Below are 18,434 nucleotides of genomic sequence, written 5' to 3' on the forward strand. Positions count from 1 at the left end.
TGATGCATAATATTTTCACATTTTTTACGTACTTAGTAAGATTCTCACTGCTGCATCATCCTTTCCAAGGTCTCAAGTCTTGCCTCTAATTCCTCAATTTGCTCTTGCTGTTCCTGTAATCCGGCTACAAGTACCGGAATTAGTCCTATATAGTTGATCCCCATTGTTGTGACTGTATCAGGTGACCCATTCTGTGTTTCCTCTGCATCGTTCATATCTTCCAACAAATGCGTTATTTCATGAACCAGATAGGGAAAGATATTTTCAACATCCTGAGCCAGTAACCCCAAATATTCTCCTTCTGCGGTAAGCGTACCCGGGTATCCATCACTACGAAGTTGTGATTCAGTTAAAGACTCATATCGCTTCGGTTGCAATTTCATAATCAGCGAAAGTATCTTCTCTTCACTGAGATCACGAATATTCGTCTTTAATCTGGCGTCTGATTGTTCGACAATGCCACCACTTACATACAAACCACCGGTGAAATATCCCCCATAACTGCTGGATCCAATGCCTTGTCCCCGTACTCCATAGGTAGCCATACTACCGTTTAAAGCATATCCATCCACACCAATGGAAACAGCTGCATCTTCAACCCTGCCAGTTACTCCATATGCCACATTAGGAGTATTCCCTGCAAATCCGTATATGGCTCTTCGAGTGTAATCCTGACACTGAGCTGAAGTCAAGCATTCTACCCTCAGTTTCTGTGTACTGTTAATCGCCTCATCTCCTATGGTAACATTGCCGTTTGAGCCCAAGGTTATCTGTGCTTTTACCGGCTGAATGTTAATCAGTACGACAAACAGAACAACTGAAATAAATAAAAGTCCTGCTTTTACGTGAGTGAGTGAGTGAGTGAGTAGTTTTTCTCATGATATATCTCCTGATTCATTGGAAGTTATTAAAAAACTGCTCTATAGACTTAGCAATTTTTTATGCTTTAACAAACATGCTCTCTTATTTAAATAAAATAAAGCTGCAACAAAATTCAATTTTTTTCTATAAAAAAAACCGAACAATACTTAATATATGTAAAAAGCAGTGCGGGTTCAGATGAGAGGGCAAGTAATGCAGCTATGCCCGGCAAGGAAGACGGAGGGCTTTGGGACAGCTATGGACAATGACCAGTAAAATGCCGGTGCACAGAAGTTGTCACTACCAAGCGGATGCGCCCTTCCGGGCGCACCATAAAAAAAAGGGCAATACCGGTATGGATATTGCCCTTTGGCGGAGAGAGTGGGATTCGAACCCACGGAGCCCCGTGAGGGGCTCAACACCTTAGCAGGGTGCCGCTTTCGACCACTCAGCCATCTCTCCGTGCTTGAGTGTGATGATTCGGTCAGTAAAACTCAGAACTAAAAGATAATCTTTTTCACAGGTGATATCAATGCCGGAAGATCATCTTCAAAAAGAAATGTGTAATAGCGGGGCGGGTACAATCAGTCAAATTTGTAACGGGTCATTCATCATTGTCATCGACAGAATCCGTTTTTCCAATCTTCTTCCCGGAAATGACATCACCGTTGTCGGCTTCATCCTCAATAACATAAATCTGAGCCAGGTTCCGGCCTTCCTGGGCGTAATCCATTCCGTATCCCAGCACAAAAAGTGTAGGGATCTGAAATCCGACATAATCCACACTTACATAATGTTTGGTGGCATCCGGCTTGTGCAGGAGCGTGACTACACTTACTGATGCCGGATCCTTCTCTTTTATCCGGTCAACCATATATTTCATGGACAAACCGGTATCTACAATATCCTCGATTAAAATAATATGACGGCCGGCAACATCAGCATCCAGATCCTTTCTTTCGGTAACGTGTCCGGATGATACTTTTTCGTCGCCGTAACTGCTCAGTTTGAAAAAGTCGACCTCGCAGGGAATGCTGACATGACGCATCAGATCCGCAAGAAAAATGAAGGCACCGTTCAAAATACCGATGAAAATAGGCTTTTTATCTTTATAATCGCGGTTCAGCTGCTCGCCGAGTTCGGCTATACGCTCGTCCAGCTGCTTTTTTGTGATATAAAGCCTGAAGAGGGATCCGTTACAGACAACACTTTCTGGTTCGTAAAAAGTCATGTAATAGGTTACGTTTTTTGAATAAAAAGAACACGCTGCTCTTCCGAATTGCATCGGGCATGCTCAGCAATAGTGCCAATTTCACCTTTTCGCAGAGAATGTGGAAATATAACGGCAAAGATACTTCCGTCAAAAGACGCAAGCACCATAGTTTGTTTTTTTTGACCCGAGGCGATTTTTCTGTTTGCAAGATGATCAGCTACCGTCTGACTGCCGGCCATACCAAAAGGAATGAACCGGTCCCCGTTTTGCCAGTACCGTAATATCAGCTGATCCGGCAGCACATCTCTCCGGAGCTGCAATGTATTTTCCGGAATTTCCGGATTAAAACCAGCTTCAGAGAATTGCACCCCCCTGATAGTTACCGGCCGTTTGCCAAGTCCGGATATGTTCAGTGTTACCGGCAGTGGTTCCTGATCTTCCGGTTCGTCTGTATGCTGCAATTCCTGTTTGATTACAAAATGGTCGCGATCCCGAATGATGGAAATGGTCCGGCCTACGGAAACAACCTGTCCGGTTTCGATATGCTCAAGGTCTGCGAGCCGGAGAACATCGCCCCTGGTCCATTCTGCAAAGCCTGACTGGCTTCTGACCCAGTTTCTGGCAACCGCAGTTCGCAGTCTTTCAGGAAGAGAGAGCCAGGCTGCACGGTCCATGGCTTTGGGACCGGGTGAACTGCGCACATTCCCGACGCTTTCCGATGAATCCTCCGGGCGCAGAACTGTCACCTTTTCAGTAAGAAAATCCAGCATTTCCTGATGCAGACCGGCGAATTCGGGAACACGAATCAGATTGTCCTGCCAACCCGGGAACAGATTCAGCAGCTTCGGGAACACCTGGTTGCGCAGCATGTTCCGGGCATAATCCGATTCAAGATTGGAGCGGTCGGTCCTGTAAGGTATGTTCCTGTTTGCGGCATAGTCCAGAATCTGCTTCCTGGTTACATCGATCATCGGACGTACCCACGGATCATCCCGGGTTTTGATGCCTGTCCAGTTTTCAACCGCAGCCCCTCTCATGATTTTTTGGAAAATGGTTTCCAGCTGGTCGTCACGGTGATGACCGGTCGCAATGAACGTTGCAGAATGCTTTTGGCGGACGGATTCCAGAAACTCCCTCCGCAATTTTCTGGCTGAATCCTGGAAATTGCCGCGATTCATGCTTTCGCTCAGGGATTCATGTGACCCTGCTACCATGCCTGGCAGAGCATCCTCCGCACTTCCCGCTTCAATGCCTGTCCTTTCCGGGTTTTCAATATCCAGGACTTCAAGCACGATCCCCTTTTTACTGCAATAATCACGGACCAGGCGTTCGTCTTCAGCAGATGCCTCTCCGCGCTTTCTGAAATTTACATGTGCGGCAATGACATGAAATCCGGCAATTTCGTGGAGTATGTGCAGAAGCACCATGGAGTCGCTGCCACCGCTGACAGAAACTATCCAGCTGTCCTTATTATCGTCCAGCCCTTGCTGCTCAATATTTTGCAGAACCAAATCACCGGGATCGGTTTTTTCAGTTTGTGACATCAAAACGGACCTGTTCATGGGTAAACGACTTGAGATCATCGTTGGCATCGAGAACCAAAAGATGACCGTATTCATTGACACCGAGCACCTTAACAGGGGTGTCGCCCCTTTTGCCATCCACTTCTATGGAAACCCATTTGCCATATCCGTCGATACACCGATTGATATCTCTGATAAGGTCGAGGTCACCATCCCGGGTTCTCTCAAGCAGGGGTTCAAGTTTATTCAGAAGGACAGCGAGAAAAAGAGCCCTGTCAAGTGGTTGTCCGCCCGTAAACTGTGCCACCGAGGCAGCAGTGTCCTGGAGATGCTCCGGGAAGGTGGTTTGGTTGATGTTGACACCAAGGCCCAGCAGCATCCGGTCGATTTGTTTTCCGTTATAGCGGCATTCTGTGAGCACCCCGCCTGCCTTCCGGCCTGAAATACACAGATCATTGGGCCATTTAATCCGGCTGTCACATGAAGCCATGGTATCAACGGTCTGCTTAAGGCCATACATAAGAGCAAGAGAAAAAAGCTGCAGCCCCTGAACCTCTCCGGGCATGAGGACAATAGTGAATGTCAGGTTTTCACCCTCTGTACTGCTCCACCGGCGACCGTACTGTCCCTTTCCGTCATACTGCTCATCTGCAAGACATACCAGACCATGTGACAGACGCCGGGCTGGCATGTCATGAAGATACCTGTTGGTCGAATCGATTGACCTGATATACCAGAATCGTCTTCCGAGCCAACCGGTCTTCAGCAGTTTGTGAAAAGATGCGGGATCGAACAAAGGAGGAGAATTGAATTCCGGTAACTACCGATAAAGATAAAAAAAAAGGCCTCATATCAGAGACCTTTGTGGTGACAACGAAAAAAATATTGTTGGTCAGAACTAGCTGTCAGCTGCCGATCACCAGGATGGAATCTTCGGTTCCGTACGGGTTGGTGGCATATCCATCGGCAGAGTCGTCATTGGCCCAGCGCTCTCCGTCAAGAAGGTAACGGAAGCGGTATTCGCTTTGAGGAGAAAGTCTCAGGGTGGTTTCCCATGAACCGTTCTTTTGCTCAAGCTTGTTGGCTTCGGTATCCCATTCATTGAAGTCGCCGACTACGGCTACTTCTTTTTCAGCCCAATCTTCGGGCACACGGAAAGTAACTTTGCATATCGTACGTTTGGGGGTAAATTTTTTTTCAATCATATCGGCTTGTAATTTGGTTGGGGTTAACGCAACGGGAATATATCATTATATTCTTCAACAATAAACACTCAATGCTTAAATATTTAATAATTAATGTGATTTAACATTAATTTATTTAGTATTCGTTGCGAAAAAAAGAACCCGGTCATCTGTATGCAAGCGCTTTGTGCATAATCAATTTAAGCGGATGGGTTAAAAAAAGGAAAAACGTTCAGATTTTTTCACTCTATTTTTTAGAGCAAACAGCATTACCCTCTTGCCGCGCTTGCCCTTTCTTCCCTGAGTTTGACCTCATAAGCACTCTGCCACTCTTCTTTCAGCTTTTTTATCTCTTTTATCGATACCGAAGCCAGTACTTGCCGGGCTAATTCTCCCATTTCCCTGATGGTATGCAGCCGGATAGCCTGCTTGACCCGCGGTATCAGGCGGGGCGTCATGCTAAGTTCATTTACACCAAGGCCTACCAGGACCATTGCTGCGAACGGATCCGAAGCCAGCTCGCCGCATACCGCTACGGGGACATCACGTTCATCACCTGCTTCAACAGTCATGGATATGAATGCAAGAACGGCAGGATGCATCGGCTGGTACAGGTCGGAAATCAGATGATTTCCGCGATCTACGGCCAGAGTGTATTGGGTAAGATCGTTCGTACCGATACTGAAAAAGTCCACTTCTTTCGCAAAATGTTTCACTTGCAGTGCAACACTTGGCACCTCCACCATCACGCCCAGTTTAATGTTCTTGTCAATCGGGGTGCCTTTTTCTGCCAGTTGTTTCTGGACCGACTCCAATTCCGTTTTCACTTCACGCAGTTCATCCATGTTGGAAATCATGGGAACCAGTATTCTGGTCCGGCCGGGCTGCTGTCCCGCCACCCGGCAAATCGCTTTCAGCTGACTTCTGAGCAATTCCCTGCGATCCAGGAGAATTCTTACCCCGCGCCATCCGAGAAACGGATTGGCCTCCCGTGTCTTGAGGTCCAGCAGCTTATCCCCGCCCACATCCAGCAGCCGGATAGTCACCAGAGCACTTCCGCTGCCGGAATATGCCGTCTGGCAAAACTGCTCCTGCCTCTTGCCGTCCATGGAAATGGGACCCGCATTCATCAGCAGCGTGTCTGTCCGCAGCAACCCGATGCCATCAGCACGGTATTTTTCTATGTTCAGGACTTCATCTTCAAAGTCAATATTGGCCTGCAGGCTGATTTTTTTGCCACAAAGCGTTTCAGCGGGTTTATCGATCACAGACCGGAGCAGTTTTTCCTCTTCCTTGTGCCTTTTTATCGCGCGTCTGTAAGAGCCCGAGGTGCTGTCATCCGGCCGGAGAATAACCTCCTGGCCATATCCGTCAAGAATAACGGTATCACCGTCGCCGGCCTCACGAGTGGCTGACTTGGTATCAATCACCATCGGGATGCCCATGGCATTGGCAATAATGGACGCGTGGGATGTCAGTCCGCCATAGTTGCAAATGATACCCCGAACGCCATTCCTTGCAAAGGTAACAACCTCAAGCGGGCTCACATCATCCGTCACAATAATGGCGTCTTTGCCAAAATTGGCAATAACCGCAAGCTGCTGGATATTGTTGATCAGGCGGTCGCGAACGTCCCTGAGGTCAGAGAGCCTGGAAACCAGAAATGTTTTTTCGGATGACTTGATCAGATCGATATAGTACTGGAATGCATCATAGACAGCCTTTTCAGCGCGAATATGCTTTCCTTCGATGTGGCTCTGAACCATCTGGTCCAGCTCCGGGTCATTCAGAATTTCGAGCTGCGCGCTGAGTATATCACGCGTCTGCGAATCTTCTCTCTCATTGGCAAAATCAGTGAGCCGCTGCATTTCCATGCCGATACTTTTTTTGGCCCGGGCGAACTTTTCAATTTCACCGGGAACCCGCGATTCTTCAACCGGTTCGGGATCAATGTTGATGTTGCCGCGGGTGTAGAGCCGGGCAACTCCCATTACCACCCCTTCAACGGCAGTAACACCTTTTACTACAGCATTGGACTCCTTTGAATTTCCTTCTTGCATATCGATTCCCGTCATTCGTGTATTGATTATTCTGATTCCGTATGGAAACTGTTTTCAAATAATGAAACCAGGCTGTTCATTGCTTCCTCTTCGTCAGGCCCTTCGGTCTCAAGTTCCAGTTCCGCACCTTTTTCAGCAGCAAGGGTCAGCAGACCCAAAATGCTTTTTCCGTTGATGCGATACCCATACATGTGAATATGAAAATCCGACTCAAAGCGTGATGCTTCCTTGACAATAATCGATGCAGGACGAGCATGAATGCCGGCATCGTTCTGCACAGTCACCTTTCTTTTGATCATGTTTCAATTGAATTCAATCCGTAATTCCAATGCGTAACTGTTGATCCGGTTACATGTTATTTTAGCAATCTCAAAGTTACACTTTGATCACACATTTTGTAACTTCTTTATTCAAAATAACAGATTTTCTGTTTTTATATGTTTTCCTGAACGCAAAATATAATTAATCGGCATGTCGGTTACTCTTGAAGATGTTACGTATATGGCCAACCTTGCACGTCTGCAGCTGACAGATGAAGAAGCGCAGGGGCTTGTCAAAGATATGAATGATATCCTGGAATACATGGAGCTTCTTGGACAGATCGATTCATCCGACGTTCCTCCGTTGGAACATGTTACCGATGTCGATTCCGGTCTGCGTCCCGACAAGGCTCTCACACCCCTTGATCATGAAGAAGCCCTGAAAAATGCTCCGGATGCTGACGCCGACTATTTCCGTGTACCGAGAGTGATAGACTGAGAAACAGCCTGAAATGGGAAAAAAGAAAAGAAAGAAAGCCGCACGGGAAACATCCCGCAGAACACGCAGAACAACCGAAAGCACAACAGGATCAGCCATCCGGGATTTTTGGGAAAACATCCCTCTGAAATATCAGCACCTGGTTGTCCTCCTTTTTCTGCTGATCATACCATCTTTCATCTTCAGTGAAGTCTACTTTGAGGGGCAGAAATTTGTCGGACATGACCGCCAGCAGTGGAGAGCTACGGCACAGTCCGTGATTGACTATCAGCAGGAAACCGGAGACGATGCGCTGTGGGCCACCAATATTTTCAGCGGGATGCCCTCCTACATCGTGCATTCCAACAAGACGTTTACCCACTTTGACAATGTCCTGCGAAGTGCCTTTTCCTCCATCTATATACCTCTCTTTCCGTTTATTTTCTGCACACTGGGCCTGCACCTGCTTTTCTGGCTGATGGGATACCGCCCCCTGGTGTCTGCTCTCGGGGCTCTGGCAATCTGTCTGACGACCTACATTCCCATCATTGTCGGAGCCGGGCACAACTCCAAGCTTATTGCCTACTCCTATATTCCGTGGGTCATGTCGGGATACTGGCTGCTATCGTACACGCGCCACCGGGTGACCGGCCTGTTCCTGTTTGCCTTCGCACTCAATTTCACACTGAGGGCGGAGCATGTGCAGGTTCTGTACTACTTTTTGTTCATTCTTGCGATCTGGTTTATTTATGACACGTACACATCGTACAGAAACAGTGTGATGCCCGATTGGGCAAAACGTGCATCGCTGATGGTTGCAGCGGGACTGCTGGCACTTGCCGCCAATACGCAGCCCTACTGGAGCATCTACGAATATTCCCCACACAGCATCCGGGGCGGATCTGAGCTGCAGGAAAACGGCCGCGAAGGGCTTGATATCGATTATGCCTTCGCCTGGTCCCAGGGGCGGTCCGAGCTGCTCACCCTGATCGTGCCCGGCAGCTTCGGCGGATCTTCGATGGACGGCACCTATTGGGGACCAAAGTCTTTCACAAGCGGCCCGCACTACATGGGAGCCATCGTTTTTCTGATGCTGCTGATCGGACTGATCCGCGCTCCCGGACGGCTGAAGTATGTATTTCTCGGATCCGGCCTGCTGACGCTGCTTTTCTCACTGGGGGAAAATTTGTACAGCTTCAACTACTTCTTCTTTCAGTACATGCCCTTTTTCGACAAGTTCCGGACTCCGGAAGCATGGCTGATGGCCAGTGTCTTCTCCTTCGTGATTGTGGCCGTCATGGGGATGAAATGGCTGTACGACAGCTGGCATGACGGCACATTGCAGCTTCGCGCCCTGTATCTTCCCGTCGGAATCGCCCTTGTTGTCGCCCTGTTTTTTGCCGGCTTTATCCAGAATGTCCTTTCGTTTGAAAAACCGGGAGAAACAGAGCAGATCGCCCAGCAAGTTGCCTCACAGCAGAACATGAGTCCCGACGATCCCCAGGTAACACAGTTTGCCGAGCGGTATGTTGAAGAGGATTTAAAGCCTGCAAGGCAGGACCTTGCCACATCCGACAGCCGGCGTTTTCTGCTGTTCATACTGCTCGGTGGCGCGCTGCTAGCCCTTGCGGCCACCCGCAAAATTCCGGCCAATTACGCCATAGCCGGTCTGCTGATCCTTGCCGCAGTCGATCTGGTCCAGGTTGGCAACAGATATGTGGATAAAAGCGGACTCGCACCTGACGGACAAACAAGTTATGATGTTGTCGCCCGCGAAGTAAGATCCCTTGACAGGTACATTGAGGACAACAAATATGCCGATGGCGTCTGGCCGTACCGGTCGTTTCCGCTTGGCGACAGCCCGTTCAACAATGCTATCCCGTCAGCCTTTGTCTACCCCTCCATAGGAGGATATTCCGGCGCCAAACTGGCCAACTACCAGGATGTCATCGACCATGCCATATACAGCGGACCCGCCGGAATCAACAATGAGGTGCTGAGCATGCTGAACACCCGCTACCTGACCTATCCGAATCCGGTAAATATACCGGGCTGGAGCGTAGTCTATGAGGGTGACGAAGGAGTTGTCATGGAAAATCAGAATGTGCTGCCGAAAGCCTGGTTTGTGGATTCGCTTGAACTGGCTGATGATGCCCGCGACGCCATGGACAGGCTGAATCGATTTGAAGCGGCATCGACAGCCATTTTGCAGCATGACCGGCTGCCGGAGATCACACCGACGGAGAACCGCTCAGTTGATGTAACGGAGTACGGGCCACGGGAGATCCGGATGGATGTATCCGCCGATGCCCCCTCTTTTCTTGTGCTGAGCGAGATGTACTATCCCGAAGGCTGGTATACCACGCTGGACGGTGACGCTGTGGATATCATCCGCACCAACTACACTCTCAGGGGATTCGAGATTCCGGCCGGTGAACACGAGCTGAAGCTCCGGTTTGATCCCCGGTCACACATCGTCGGCAGCAGATTCACCTGGGTATTCAATATTGTTATTCTGTTGATTGGCGCCCTTGCACTGGTGCAGTGGTACCGGGCCCGGTTTCTGTCCGGAAAAGACGGTGAGATTGCCGAAGGCGATGGAAGTAAAACGCCGGATGATGCCCCTTCCTCCTGACGATCAGAAAACCATGAACATTTTCTCAATGTGAGCAGCGAACAGTGGTAAATACGCCATCCAGCGACATCGGCAGCAGCAAACGGGTGCTGATTGTCACCTACTACTGGCCTCCGAGCGGCGGAGCCGGGGTACAGCGATTCCTGAAATTTGCAAAATACCTGCCGGGGTTTGGTGTCGAGCCCTTCATACTCACATGTTCCAACCCCACGTATCCCATTGTGGATGCGTCCCTGCTTGATGAAGTGGCAGAGTCACTTCCGGTGTTCAAAGCTCCCTCCATGGAACCGTTCCGCCTGTACAGCAGATTTACCGGGAGCTCATCCGGCCAGGCGGCAAATCCCACCATCGAACTTGGCTCCAAAGACCTGTCATTGGCACAAAGATTCTCCAGGTGGGTCCGCGCCAATATTTTCATACCCGACGCGCGGGTTGGCTGGATATTTTCAGCCCGCAGAAAAGCGCGGGACCTGATCAACGAGCACAAAATAGATACCATTATCACAACCGGTCCGCCCCACTCCTCTCATTTCATAGGTGCATGGGCGGCAAAAAAAACCGGGGCCGCCTGGATTGCCGACTTTCGTGATCCCTGGACGGACATCCACTATAACAGGGCCCTGCCGCGCAACTATATCACCCGGAAGCTCGATCGCCGGCTTGAAAAAAAGATTCTCACCGGGGCGGATGCCGTGACCGTCACCGCTCCGGGTACGGCGGAGTATCTGAAAAAGCATCACAAACGGCAGTACCATGTCATCACCAACGGGTATGATCCTGATGACTTCGAGGCTGCATTGCCCGAAACCGGCTCTGCGAAAACCTCTTCAAAAACCACAGAATCACATGAGGGACTGGATGAAACGAACCACCCATCCCGCGTCAAACTGGTCATACGCCACGTCGGAAGTGTCACAGAAACCTCCGTCCCCGAAAACCTGCTGAAAGCACTTTCCGGGATGCGGGATCTTCCGGTTGCGGCAGAATTCATCGGTTATACGCATCCGGCCGTAAAGAAGCGGATTGCGTCGTACGGGCTTCAGGATTCGGTGACCATTCATCCGTACGTACCTCACAAAGAAGCCGTATCATTGATGATTCAGGCGGATGTCAATGTCGTGGTTGTCCATCGTTCGGATGACAGCCGCATCCTTATCCCCGGCAAACTTTTTGATTACCTTAAAGCAGGAAAACCCGTCATGGTTATCGGTCCGCCTGACGGAGACGCCGCATCAATCGTGCAAAAGTGCAGCATTGGCAAGGCGTTTGACTACGACGATGCGGACGGTCCGGCTGATTGGCTCCGGAAACTGCTCAAAGAAAAGCAGCAGGACGAAGTCCCGGCCGGAACAATGCAGGCGGACAAGAGTGCGATTGAAACATACTCCCGCAGGCATACCACACGCCGGCTTGCCGGCATCATCCACCAAATCCAAAAATAATGAGAGTTCACCTGCACTTTTATGATGAATCCCGGTGGCACCTCCATGATGAAACCCGGATAAGAGGCAAGGGAATCAAAGACAACGAACCTGTACCCGGCAAGCAGCTGGCAAGCGATATTCAGAACCTGGATGCAGCATCCCATGCGGCCAAATTTGCCAAAGATCTCAACGGTTCCTGGGCGTGGGTACGGATCATGGACGACAAGGTCATTTTGTGCGTGGACCATCATCGTTCAGTACCTCTTTTTTATGCCACTGACGGGCAGGATGTGTGGGTAAGTGACGAGGCCGGCTGGCTGTATCATCAGTTTGCAGATGCTCTTCCGGACGAGCTGCTGGCTTCGGAATACCTTGTTCTGGGTTACGTCACAGGAGACCAGACCATCACCGGAAAAATCCGGCAGGTGGAAGCCGGTACTGCCACAGAAATTGCGCAGCAAAACGGACACCATACCGGCAAAGAGAATCCGGGCTTGCACATCCGGCAGCACCGATACTTTCGCTATGTCCACCGGTACCGGTCCGCGACAAAAAAGCAGCTTTTACTGGATTTTGATGATATCGTCCTGCAGACACTCAAAAACACGACCGACTATGCCGATGGACGGCCGATAGTCTTGCCGTTAAGCGGCGGTTATGACTCGCGGCTTATTGCAGCGACGCTCAAGCGGATGAAGTATCCCGATGTCCGTTGCTACACTTATGGTCAGCAAAGCAGCAAAGAAATTGGTGTCAGCAAATCCATTGCTGAAAAACTGGATCTGCCCTGGACCTGTGTCACATATACCAAAGAAAAATGGCGGGCGTGGTTCCACAGCGCTGAAAGACGGATGTACTACCGCCAGGCATCCGGACTTGCGGGGATACCCAACATCCAGGAACTGGTTGTAATGGGCGAGCTGAAAGAAAAGGAATGGTTACCCGGCAATGCGGTGATTGTGACAGGGCATCATGGAGGCCTGATGCCGGGAGGCCGGGGAGTTTATGACAGCTACACCTACCGTGAGCATCCGGAAATGAATATGGATACGGTCATTTCCCATGTCATGCACTACCACTATTATTTATGGAACTGGTCTGAGAAACATGATGATCTGTATCCCTTCTTCCGGGACCGGATCACGAACACTCTGGCACCGGAAGAGGATTACCCGGACAGCCCGAGTGCCTGCGAATCATGGGATTTTCACGAAAGGCAGGCAAAATTCATCATCAATGCGGGAAGGTTGTATGAATTCATGGGGTACGACTGGTGGATGCCGTGGACTGACCTGGACTACCTGCGATTCTGGTTACAGGTCCCGCTGGAATTCCGGCACGACAAAAACCTGTACACAGATTATATTTTATCCCTGCCGCCTCATGATATATCGGGTTATTACCCGAAGAGTAAAATTCTGTCAATACGGGATAAAATCAAAAATACGCCTGTTTTCAGCATATCAAAAAAAGGATATCACACGTATATGGCCTGGAAACGCATGAAATCGGTCTATGACGAACATCCGCTTGCATGGTACGGATTCATCAACAAAACCGATTTTAAAGGCCGCTACACCGGCAGAGAGCATATCAACTCATTTCAATCCCTCGAGTTGCTGCGGGTTATTTTTGAAAACGGCTTTCTTTCCGTTGATGACGTTCTGGCCCGGGCCGTATCATCACTGGAGGCGCTTTCCGGGCCGGCAACCGGCCGGAGTGAGATGAACTCCGGCTGAACCAAAACCACCGATAATCATCCGCAAGTTTCAATCCTGAATCATTTTCACCATTTTCCCTCCCTTACTATTTCACCCGATTTGACATGCACCCTCTCGTATCTGTCATCATCCCAACCTACAACGCGGATAAACACATTCAGCGATGCGTCCGGTCGGTACTGGAACAGGATTATCCTTCAGATAAAACCGAAATCATAATCGCAGACAACTGCTCTGACGACAACACCACCGGAAAGGCACAGGAGCTTGCTGATAACATTATCGTCACGAAAGAATGCAAGTACACTGGAAGTCCGTACTCGGCAAGAAACCGGGGGATTGAGGCATCCGGCGGCGAGGTCATCGTTTTGCTGGACTCGGACTGTGTGCCTGAAAAGCAGTGGCTCTCCCGGGGCACAGAAGCCCTGCTGGCACAAAAGGCGGATGTGGTCGGAGGCGGTGTCGTTTTCCGACTGGATGAAACGGCCACCTTCGGGGAGATGTACGATGCCATCATGAACATCCGGATGAAGGCCTCTGTAGAGCAGCATCGCATGGCCAAGACCGTCAATCTTTTCATAAAACGATCCGTGTTTACGGATATCGGCCTGTTTCCTGAGGGATGGCGTTCCGGAGGCGACGTGTTCTGGACGAGATCACTGACTGCGGCCGGCAAGCAACTGGTCTACTGTGATTCTGCCAGAGTGTACAAACCGCCGAGAAAGCTGAAGGGACTTCTGAAAAAACAGTGGCGAGTTGCCACAGCTCAGCCCCGGGTATGGCTCAGGCAGAAGGAATACCTGACCTTGCTGATCCACCTGGCAAAAATCGCCATCCCGCCCCGGACCATCAGGAACAATATCAAGGAGAACGGCAAACCATTCATGACCAGGTACGTTTACCGTCTGTTCCTGCTCTCGCTGATCGTGCGTCCCGTTATGATCCTTGGCAATATTTCCGGTGTTTTTCAATATCTTTTCAGCACGCGTAAACACAATGCATCATAAACCGGATGACCATTTATACATTATTACAACTTTCGGTCGATGCTGCCCTGAAAATGCAGCGCAGTGACGGATCCATGCCGCCCGGACACAACGGACCGTATCATCATGAGGAAACCCCGGTCCGCAATACCGCTCACTGGCTCGTTTCTTTTCTGAAGGTCTATGAGATGACCGGAGATCAGCGGTACCGGAAGGCTGCAGAGCATGCCGCTCACTATCTGCTGAAAAAAGAAAACCGTCCGGGAAACGGCGCCTTTTTGTGCCTTAAAGAACCCGGCGCCCACCCTGCCAACGGACTGATTGGCCAGGCCTGGGTCATCGAAGCACTTGCCGGAGCATCCTCCGCCCTTGCAATGCCGGAGTGTTATGAGGTCGCAGAAAAGCTGTTTCTGCTCCATCGGTGGGATGAAAACAAAGGATACTGGCATAAACTCCGGATGGACGGAAGCGCGGATCCCTTCGACTATACCTTCAATCATCAGTTATGGTTTGCTTCTGCAGCCGGGATGCTGAAAGATACCCCGGAGGCCGTGGACCGGGCCGGCGCCTTTGTCCGCTATATTGAACGGAAAATGCTGCTTTACAAAAACGGCATTATAAAGCATCTGAACCCATTTGTGATAGGGAAAGGAATCGACCTGATCAAGGCACCGGCGAAAGTGCTGTATTTTTACGGGCTTCACCGGAATTATATCTACCGGAAGTCGGTCGGCTATCACGGCTTCAATCTCTACGCTCTGGCCCGTCTGAAACAGTTACTGCCTGACAACCACGGTCCGGAGCCGGAAGTGACAGAAAAAATCGCATCACCTCTGTTCCGGGAGCAGTTCATAAACGAACTTGAGGAAAGCAAATACGGGTACCCATACAACCCTGCAGGAATTGAAATTGCCTTTTTTCTGCAGATTTTCTATCCGGACAAGGATGAGGATATACAGTGCTGGCTGGAATCCCAGTTCAAAAAAACCTGGGACGACGAGCATCATGCAATGAATAAAAATGCGTATGACAAGGCAACCAATGCAGCACGAATTTACGAAGCAGCCCGCCTCAGCGATGTTGCCGTTTCGTTATAACAGCGGCATTCATCGGCTTGTGCAATTCACAGCGGCATTGATTCTCATTTCTTGCAGCTATTAACCGTAACTGTGCATGACTGACCGGCACTTCATACAACAAACAAGGTAACCGATGGGAATGGTATTGCGCCAGAGTCTGATGAACACGATGTACTCCTATGCCGGAGCGGTCATTGGTTTCATCAATATCATCTGGCTGTTCCCATATGTACTGGAAGCGGAGCAGTTCGGCCTGACCCGGGTCATGATCTCCATATCCATGATAGGTGCACAGGTGGCAAGTCTTGGAATGGGCAATGTGACCCTTCGCTTCTTTCCCAGGTTCCGGAACCGTGAAAAACGGCATTTCGGGTTCCTTTTTATTGCAGTGGTCATTCCGCTGGCAGGTTTTCTGTTGCTCAGCATCGCCGGCTGGCTTTTCCGGGAACCGGTTGTTTCGTTTTATACCGATGAAAGTGTCCTCTTCGGGGAGTATTACAAGCTGCTCTTCCCGCTTCTGTTGTTCATCCTCTATTTCCACATACTTGAGTGCTACATACGTTCCCTTTTTGATACGGTTGCCGCAACCTTTCTGCAGGACATTCTGCTCAGGCTTCTTCACACCAGCCTGATACTGGTCTACTATTTTGATCTTATCCCGTTTCACACCTTCATGTGGCTTTTTGTTCTGGCGTATGCCGTTCAGACCCTTTTGCTGCTTGCGCATATCGGTATAAAGCGTCATCTGTTCATCATACCGGACTTCAGCGGTTTTACCGGCGACCGCGTCCGCAGCATGGCAGACTATGCTCTTTTTGCCACAATTGGCAGTGTGGCAACCATTGCATTCAGCAACATCGACATGATCATGCTGGGAGGTCTGACAACGCTTGGTGAAACGGCAATTTACGCCGTCAGCTTTTATCTGGCTTCCATGATCAAGATACCGTCAAAAGGCCTGATCAAAATATCCCAGCCCATCATAGCTGAAGCCAACAACAAGAACGATCTGGACACAGTCTCCTCGATTTATTCCAAAAGCTCCATCAACCAGCTTCTTGTGGGCGGGATCATATTTATTCTTGTCTGGATCAATCTGGATCACATCTACCGTTTCCTTCCTGAAGAGTATCACGCAGGCGCATACGTTTTTCTGTTTGTCGGTCTGGCTAAACTTTTCGAAATGACAGCCGGTTTCAATGCCACTATTATCCGGACCTCGCGCTGGTACCGTTTTGATCTGTATGCAACGTTACTGCTGCTGGCTCTGATGATTATTACCAATCTGATTTTCATTCCGATTTTCGGTATCGTCGGAGCTGCCATGGCTACTGCGCTTTCCATTTTGCTGCAAAACAGTGCCGCATTTTTCTATATCAAATACCGGTTCGGTATTCAGCCATTCAGCAAGGCTACACCGGTTGCCCTGCTCGTACTTGCGGCCATTCTCGCAGTCAGTGCCGCAATCCCGGAAGTGCCGGTATGGATTCTGGATCTGCTGATCAGGTCTTCTGTTGCTGCAGGCCTGTTTGTACTTGCAGTGGTTTCGCTTAACATTTCAGATGACCTGCGGCAATTCATCCGGGACACCCTTCGATTGTTCACCGGAAAACGGTAAGTTCCCTCAGCGGGTTTGGGTAAGGAAATCTTTGCGGATTCTTTTATCTTGATGCGTTGAAAGAAGGCCCGGCCTGAAAACAACAATTTTTCTCTTTTACGCTTTAAGCCATTTGCATCCTGATCAATTTTCATGGAAAAAAAGAAGTTCGCAACACATCACGGCATGTCAGACCTCCTGCCCGGGGAAGTAGAAAACTGGCAGGTTCTTGAAAACATCATTCGCGAAACCGCCCGCAGATTTCATTTCCAGGAAATCCGGACTCCTGTTCTTGAACAAACGGAGCTCATTGCGCGGGGTGTCGGTCAGCTTACCGATATCGTCAGCAAAGAGATGTTCGCATTTGACCGGGGTGAAGACCGGTATGTCCTCCGGCCCGAAGGCACCGCACCTGTTGCCAGGGCATATGTGCAGCACCATCTCGCCCAGCGCGGCGGAACCCAGCGGTTGTTTTACATCGGGCCGTTTTTCAGAGCCGAACGGCCGCAGAAGGGCCGTCAGCGCCAGTTTCACCAGTTCGGAGCCGAGCTTATGGGCGCATCCGGCGCCGCCGCCGATGTGGAAATCATTGCCTTCATGAAAAGCATATACGAGCAGACGGGGATTGACAACACCACGCTGAAGATCAACTCTGTAGGAGATCCGGAGTCCCGCAGTGCCTACAAAAAGGCGCTGTATGACTATTTCCAGCCTCTGTCGGACAAACTCAGCGAGATCTCCCGCCGTCGCCTGGAAACCAATCCCATGCGGATTCTGGACTCCAAGGAAGAAGAAGATCAGCCCCTTAAAGCCGATGCTCCGAAAATCACCGACTATCTCAGCAAGGCTTCCCGGGAACACTACGAAGAAGTCAGGAAACTGCTCGAACAGATGGATATCCCTTACGAAACCGATCCTTTCATGGTGCGCGGACTCGACTACTACACGGAAACCGCCTTTGAGCTTGTCAGCCCGGATCTCGGTTCCCAGGATGCGCTTGGAGGAGGCGGCCGGTACGATTTGCTTGTCGAAGAGATCGGAGGACCACCGACACCGGCTGTCGGTTTCGCATGCGGCATCGAACGTCTGATGATTGCCTGTGAAGCGCTGGGAATTGCCCTTTCTGAAACATCCGGTCCTGACGTCTACATTGTCACACGCGGTGAAGAAGCGGCGCGATGGGCTGTGAAAACCATGCCCGGACTTCGCTCGCAGGGACTCTCCTGCACCATGGACTACGCCGGGCGGTCCATCAAGGCTCAAATGAAAGACGCCAACCGGCAGCAGGCGCGTTATGCTATCATCGTCGGTGAACAGGAACTGCAGGATAACCGTTATACGCTCAGAAACATGTCCGAAAGCGAAGAAGTCACACTGTCGCTGGACGACATCAAAAAAACAATTTTGACGTAA

The 18,434-nt window shown here is 50.1% G+C and carries 15 protein-coding genes and 1 tRNA gene; 8 read left to right on the forward strand and 8 right to left on the reverse strand.

Annotation, left to right across the window (positions count from 1 at the left end; genetic code table 11):
- Nucleotides 1-44: 44 nt before the first annotated feature.
- The 8 genes from NATSA_RS01080 to NATSA_RS01115 all read right to left on the reverse strand — a co-directional run bounded on the left by NATSA_RS01080 (nucleotide 45) and on the right by NATSA_RS01115 (nucleotide 7,140).
- Nucleotides 45-692, reverse strand: coding sequence for a tail fiber domain-containing protein (locus tag NATSA_RS01080; RefSeq protein WP_210509555.1), 648 nt, complete (start codon nucleotides 690-692; stop codon nucleotides 45-47).
- Nucleotides 693-1,231: 539 nt separating this feature from the next.
- A tRNA-Ser gene (locus tag NATSA_RS01085) sits at nucleotides 1,232-1,323 on the reverse strand.
- A 142-nt stretch (nucleotides 1,324-1,465) separates the two neighbouring features.
- Nucleotides 1,466-2,092, reverse strand: a complete 627-nt coding sequence (gene hpt, locus NATSA_RS01090) for a hypoxanthine phosphoribosyltransferase (protein WP_210509558.1) — start codon at nucleotides 2,090-2,092, stop codon at nucleotides 1,466-1,468.
- Nucleotides 2,093-2,100: 8 nt separating this feature from the next.
- Nucleotides 2,101-3,618, reverse strand: coding sequence for a tRNA lysidine(34) synthetase TilS (tilS, locus tag NATSA_RS01095; RefSeq protein ID WP_210509560.1), 1,518 nt, complete (start codon nucleotides 3,616-3,618; stop codon nucleotides 2,101-2,103).
- Nucleotides 3,605-4,393, reverse strand: coding sequence for a biotin--[acetyl-CoA-carboxylase] ligase (locus NATSA_RS01100; protein ID WP_210509562.1), 789 nt, complete (start codon nucleotides 4,391-4,393; stop codon nucleotides 3,605-3,607). The genes tilS and NATSA_RS01100 overlap by 14 nt, the downstream gene beginning before the upstream one ends.
- A gap of 109 nt (nucleotides 4,394-4,502) precedes the next feature.
- Nucleotides 4,503-4,802, reverse strand: coding sequence for an isoamylase early set domain-containing protein (locus NATSA_RS01105; RefSeq protein WP_210509564.1), 300 nt, complete (start codon nucleotides 4,800-4,802; stop codon nucleotides 4,503-4,505).
- A 248-nt stretch (nucleotides 4,803-5,050) separates the two neighbouring features.
- A complete protein-coding gene (gene ptsP / locus NATSA_RS01110) occupies nucleotides 5,051-6,841 on the reverse strand; it encodes a phosphoenolpyruvate--protein phosphotransferase (RefSeq protein WP_210509565.1) in 1,791 nt (596 codons plus the stop codon).
- 26 nt (nucleotides 6,842-6,867) lie between these two features.
- A complete protein-coding gene (locus NATSA_RS01115; RefSeq protein WP_210509566.1) occupies nucleotides 6,868-7,140 on the reverse strand; it encodes an HPr family phosphocarrier protein in 273 nt (90 codons plus the stop codon).
- A gap of 172 nt (nucleotides 7,141-7,312) precedes the next feature.
- Here NATSA_RS01115 and gatC point away from each other — a divergent pair, with 172 nt between their 5' ends.
- The 8 genes from gatC to hisS all read left to right on the forward strand — a co-directional run bounded on the left by gatC (nucleotide 7,313) and on the right by hisS (nucleotide 18,434).
- Entirely contained in the window at nucleotides 7,313-7,600 is a 288-nt protein-coding gene (gatC, locus tag NATSA_RS01120; protein WP_210509567.1) for an Asp-tRNA(Asn)/Glu-tRNA(Gln) amidotransferase subunit GatC, read from the forward strand.
- A gap of 13 nt (nucleotides 7,601-7,613) precedes the next feature.
- Nucleotides 7,614-10,214 (forward strand): hypothetical protein, encoded by a 2,601-nt coding sequence (locus NATSA_RS01125; RefSeq protein WP_210509568.1) that lies wholly within the window; start codon nucleotides 7,614-7,616, stop codon nucleotides 10,212-10,214.
- A 44-nt stretch (nucleotides 10,215-10,258) separates the two neighbouring features.
- Nucleotides 10,259-11,656 (forward strand): glycosyltransferase family 4 protein, encoded by a 1,398-nt coding sequence (locus NATSA_RS01130; RefSeq protein ID WP_210509569.1) that lies wholly within the window; start codon nucleotides 10,259-10,261, stop codon nucleotides 11,654-11,656.
- The gene (locus NATSA_RS01135; protein ID WP_210509571.1) at nucleotides 11,656-13,377 is read left to right on the forward strand and encodes an asparagine synthase-related protein; all 1,722 of its coding nucleotides are present in this window, start codon (nucleotides 11,656-11,658) and stop codon (nucleotides 13,375-13,377) included. Before NATSA_RS01130 ends, NATSA_RS01135 begins: the two co-directional genes overlap by 1 nt.
- An 86-nt stretch (nucleotides 13,378-13,463) precedes the next feature.
- Nucleotides 13,464-14,366: a glycosyltransferase family 2 protein gene (locus tag NATSA_RS01140; RefSeq protein WP_210509572.1), complete on the forward strand. Its 903-nt coding sequence runs from the start codon at nucleotides 13,464-13,466 to the stop codon at nucleotides 14,364-14,366.
- 5 nt (nucleotides 14,367-14,371) lie between these two features.
- Nucleotides 14,372-15,442: a hypothetical protein gene (locus NATSA_RS01145; RefSeq protein ID WP_210509574.1), complete on the forward strand. Its 1,071-nt coding sequence runs from the start codon at nucleotides 14,372-14,374 to the stop codon at nucleotides 15,440-15,442.
- Nucleotides 15,443-15,557: 115 nt separating this feature from the next.
- Entirely contained in the window at nucleotides 15,558-17,042 is a 1,485-nt protein-coding gene (locus NATSA_RS01150) for a lipopolysaccharide biosynthesis protein (RefSeq protein ID WP_210509576.1), read from the forward strand.
- A gap of 132 nt (nucleotides 17,043-17,174) precedes the next feature.
- The gene (gene hisS, locus NATSA_RS01155) at nucleotides 17,175-18,434 is read left to right on the forward strand and encodes a histidine--tRNA ligase (RefSeq protein ID WP_210509578.1); all 1,260 of its coding nucleotides are present in this window, start codon (nucleotides 17,175-17,177) and stop codon (nucleotides 18,432-18,434) included.

It is taken from the genome of Natronogracilivirga saccharolytica, from assembly GCF_017921895.1.
In the GTDB taxonomy this organism is placed as follows: Bacteria; Bacteroidota; Rhodothermia; order Balneolales; family Natronogracilivirgulaceae; genus Natronogracilivirga; species Natronogracilivirga saccharolytica.

Bases quoted from the DNA above. Each gene is read 5' to 3' on its own strand.
- ptsP (WP_210509565.1), bottom strand. From the start codon at position 6,841: ATGCAAGAAGGAAATTCAAAGGAGTCCAATGCTGTAGTAAAAGGTGTT.
- NATSA_RS01125 (WP_210509568.1), top strand. From the start codon at position 7,614: ATGGGAAAAAAGAAAAGAAAGAAAGCCGCACGGGAAACATCCCGCAGA.
- NATSA_RS01115 (WP_210509566.1), bottom strand. From the start codon at position 7,140: ATGATCAAAAGAAAGGTGACTGTGCAGAACGATGCCGGCATTCATGCT.
- NATSA_RS01150 (WP_210509576.1), top strand. From the start codon at position 15,558: ATGGGAATGGTATTGCGCCAGAGTCTGATGAACACGATGTACTCCTAT.
- hpt (WP_210509558.1), bottom strand. From the start codon at position 2,092: ATGACTTTTTACGAACCAGAAAGTGTTGTCTGTAACGGATCCCTCTTC.
- hisS (WP_210509578.1), top strand. From the start codon at position 17,175: ATGGAAAAAAAGAAGTTCGCAACACATCACGGCATGTCAGACCTCCTG.
- NATSA_RS01135 (WP_210509571.1), top strand. From the start codon at position 11,656: ATGAGAGTTCACCTGCACTTTTATGATGAATCCCGGTGGCACCTCCAT.
- NATSA_RS01140 (WP_210509572.1), top strand. From the start codon at position 13,464: ATGCACCCTCTCGTATCTGTCATCATCCCAACCTACAACGCGGATAAA.
- NATSA_RS01145 (WP_210509574.1), top strand. From the start codon at position 14,372: ATGACCATTTATACATTATTACAACTTTCGGTCGATGCTGCCCTGAAA.
- gatC (WP_210509567.1), top strand. From the start codon at position 7,313: ATGTCGGTTACTCTTGAAGATGTTACGTATATGGCCAACCTTGCACGT.
- tilS (WP_210509560.1), bottom strand. From the start codon at position 3,618: ATGTCACAAACTGAAAAAACCGATCCCGGTGATTTGGTTCTGCAAAAT.
- NATSA_RS01105 (WP_210509564.1), bottom strand. From the start codon at position 4,802: ATGATTGAAAAAAAATTTACCCCCAAACGTACGATATGCAAAGTTACT.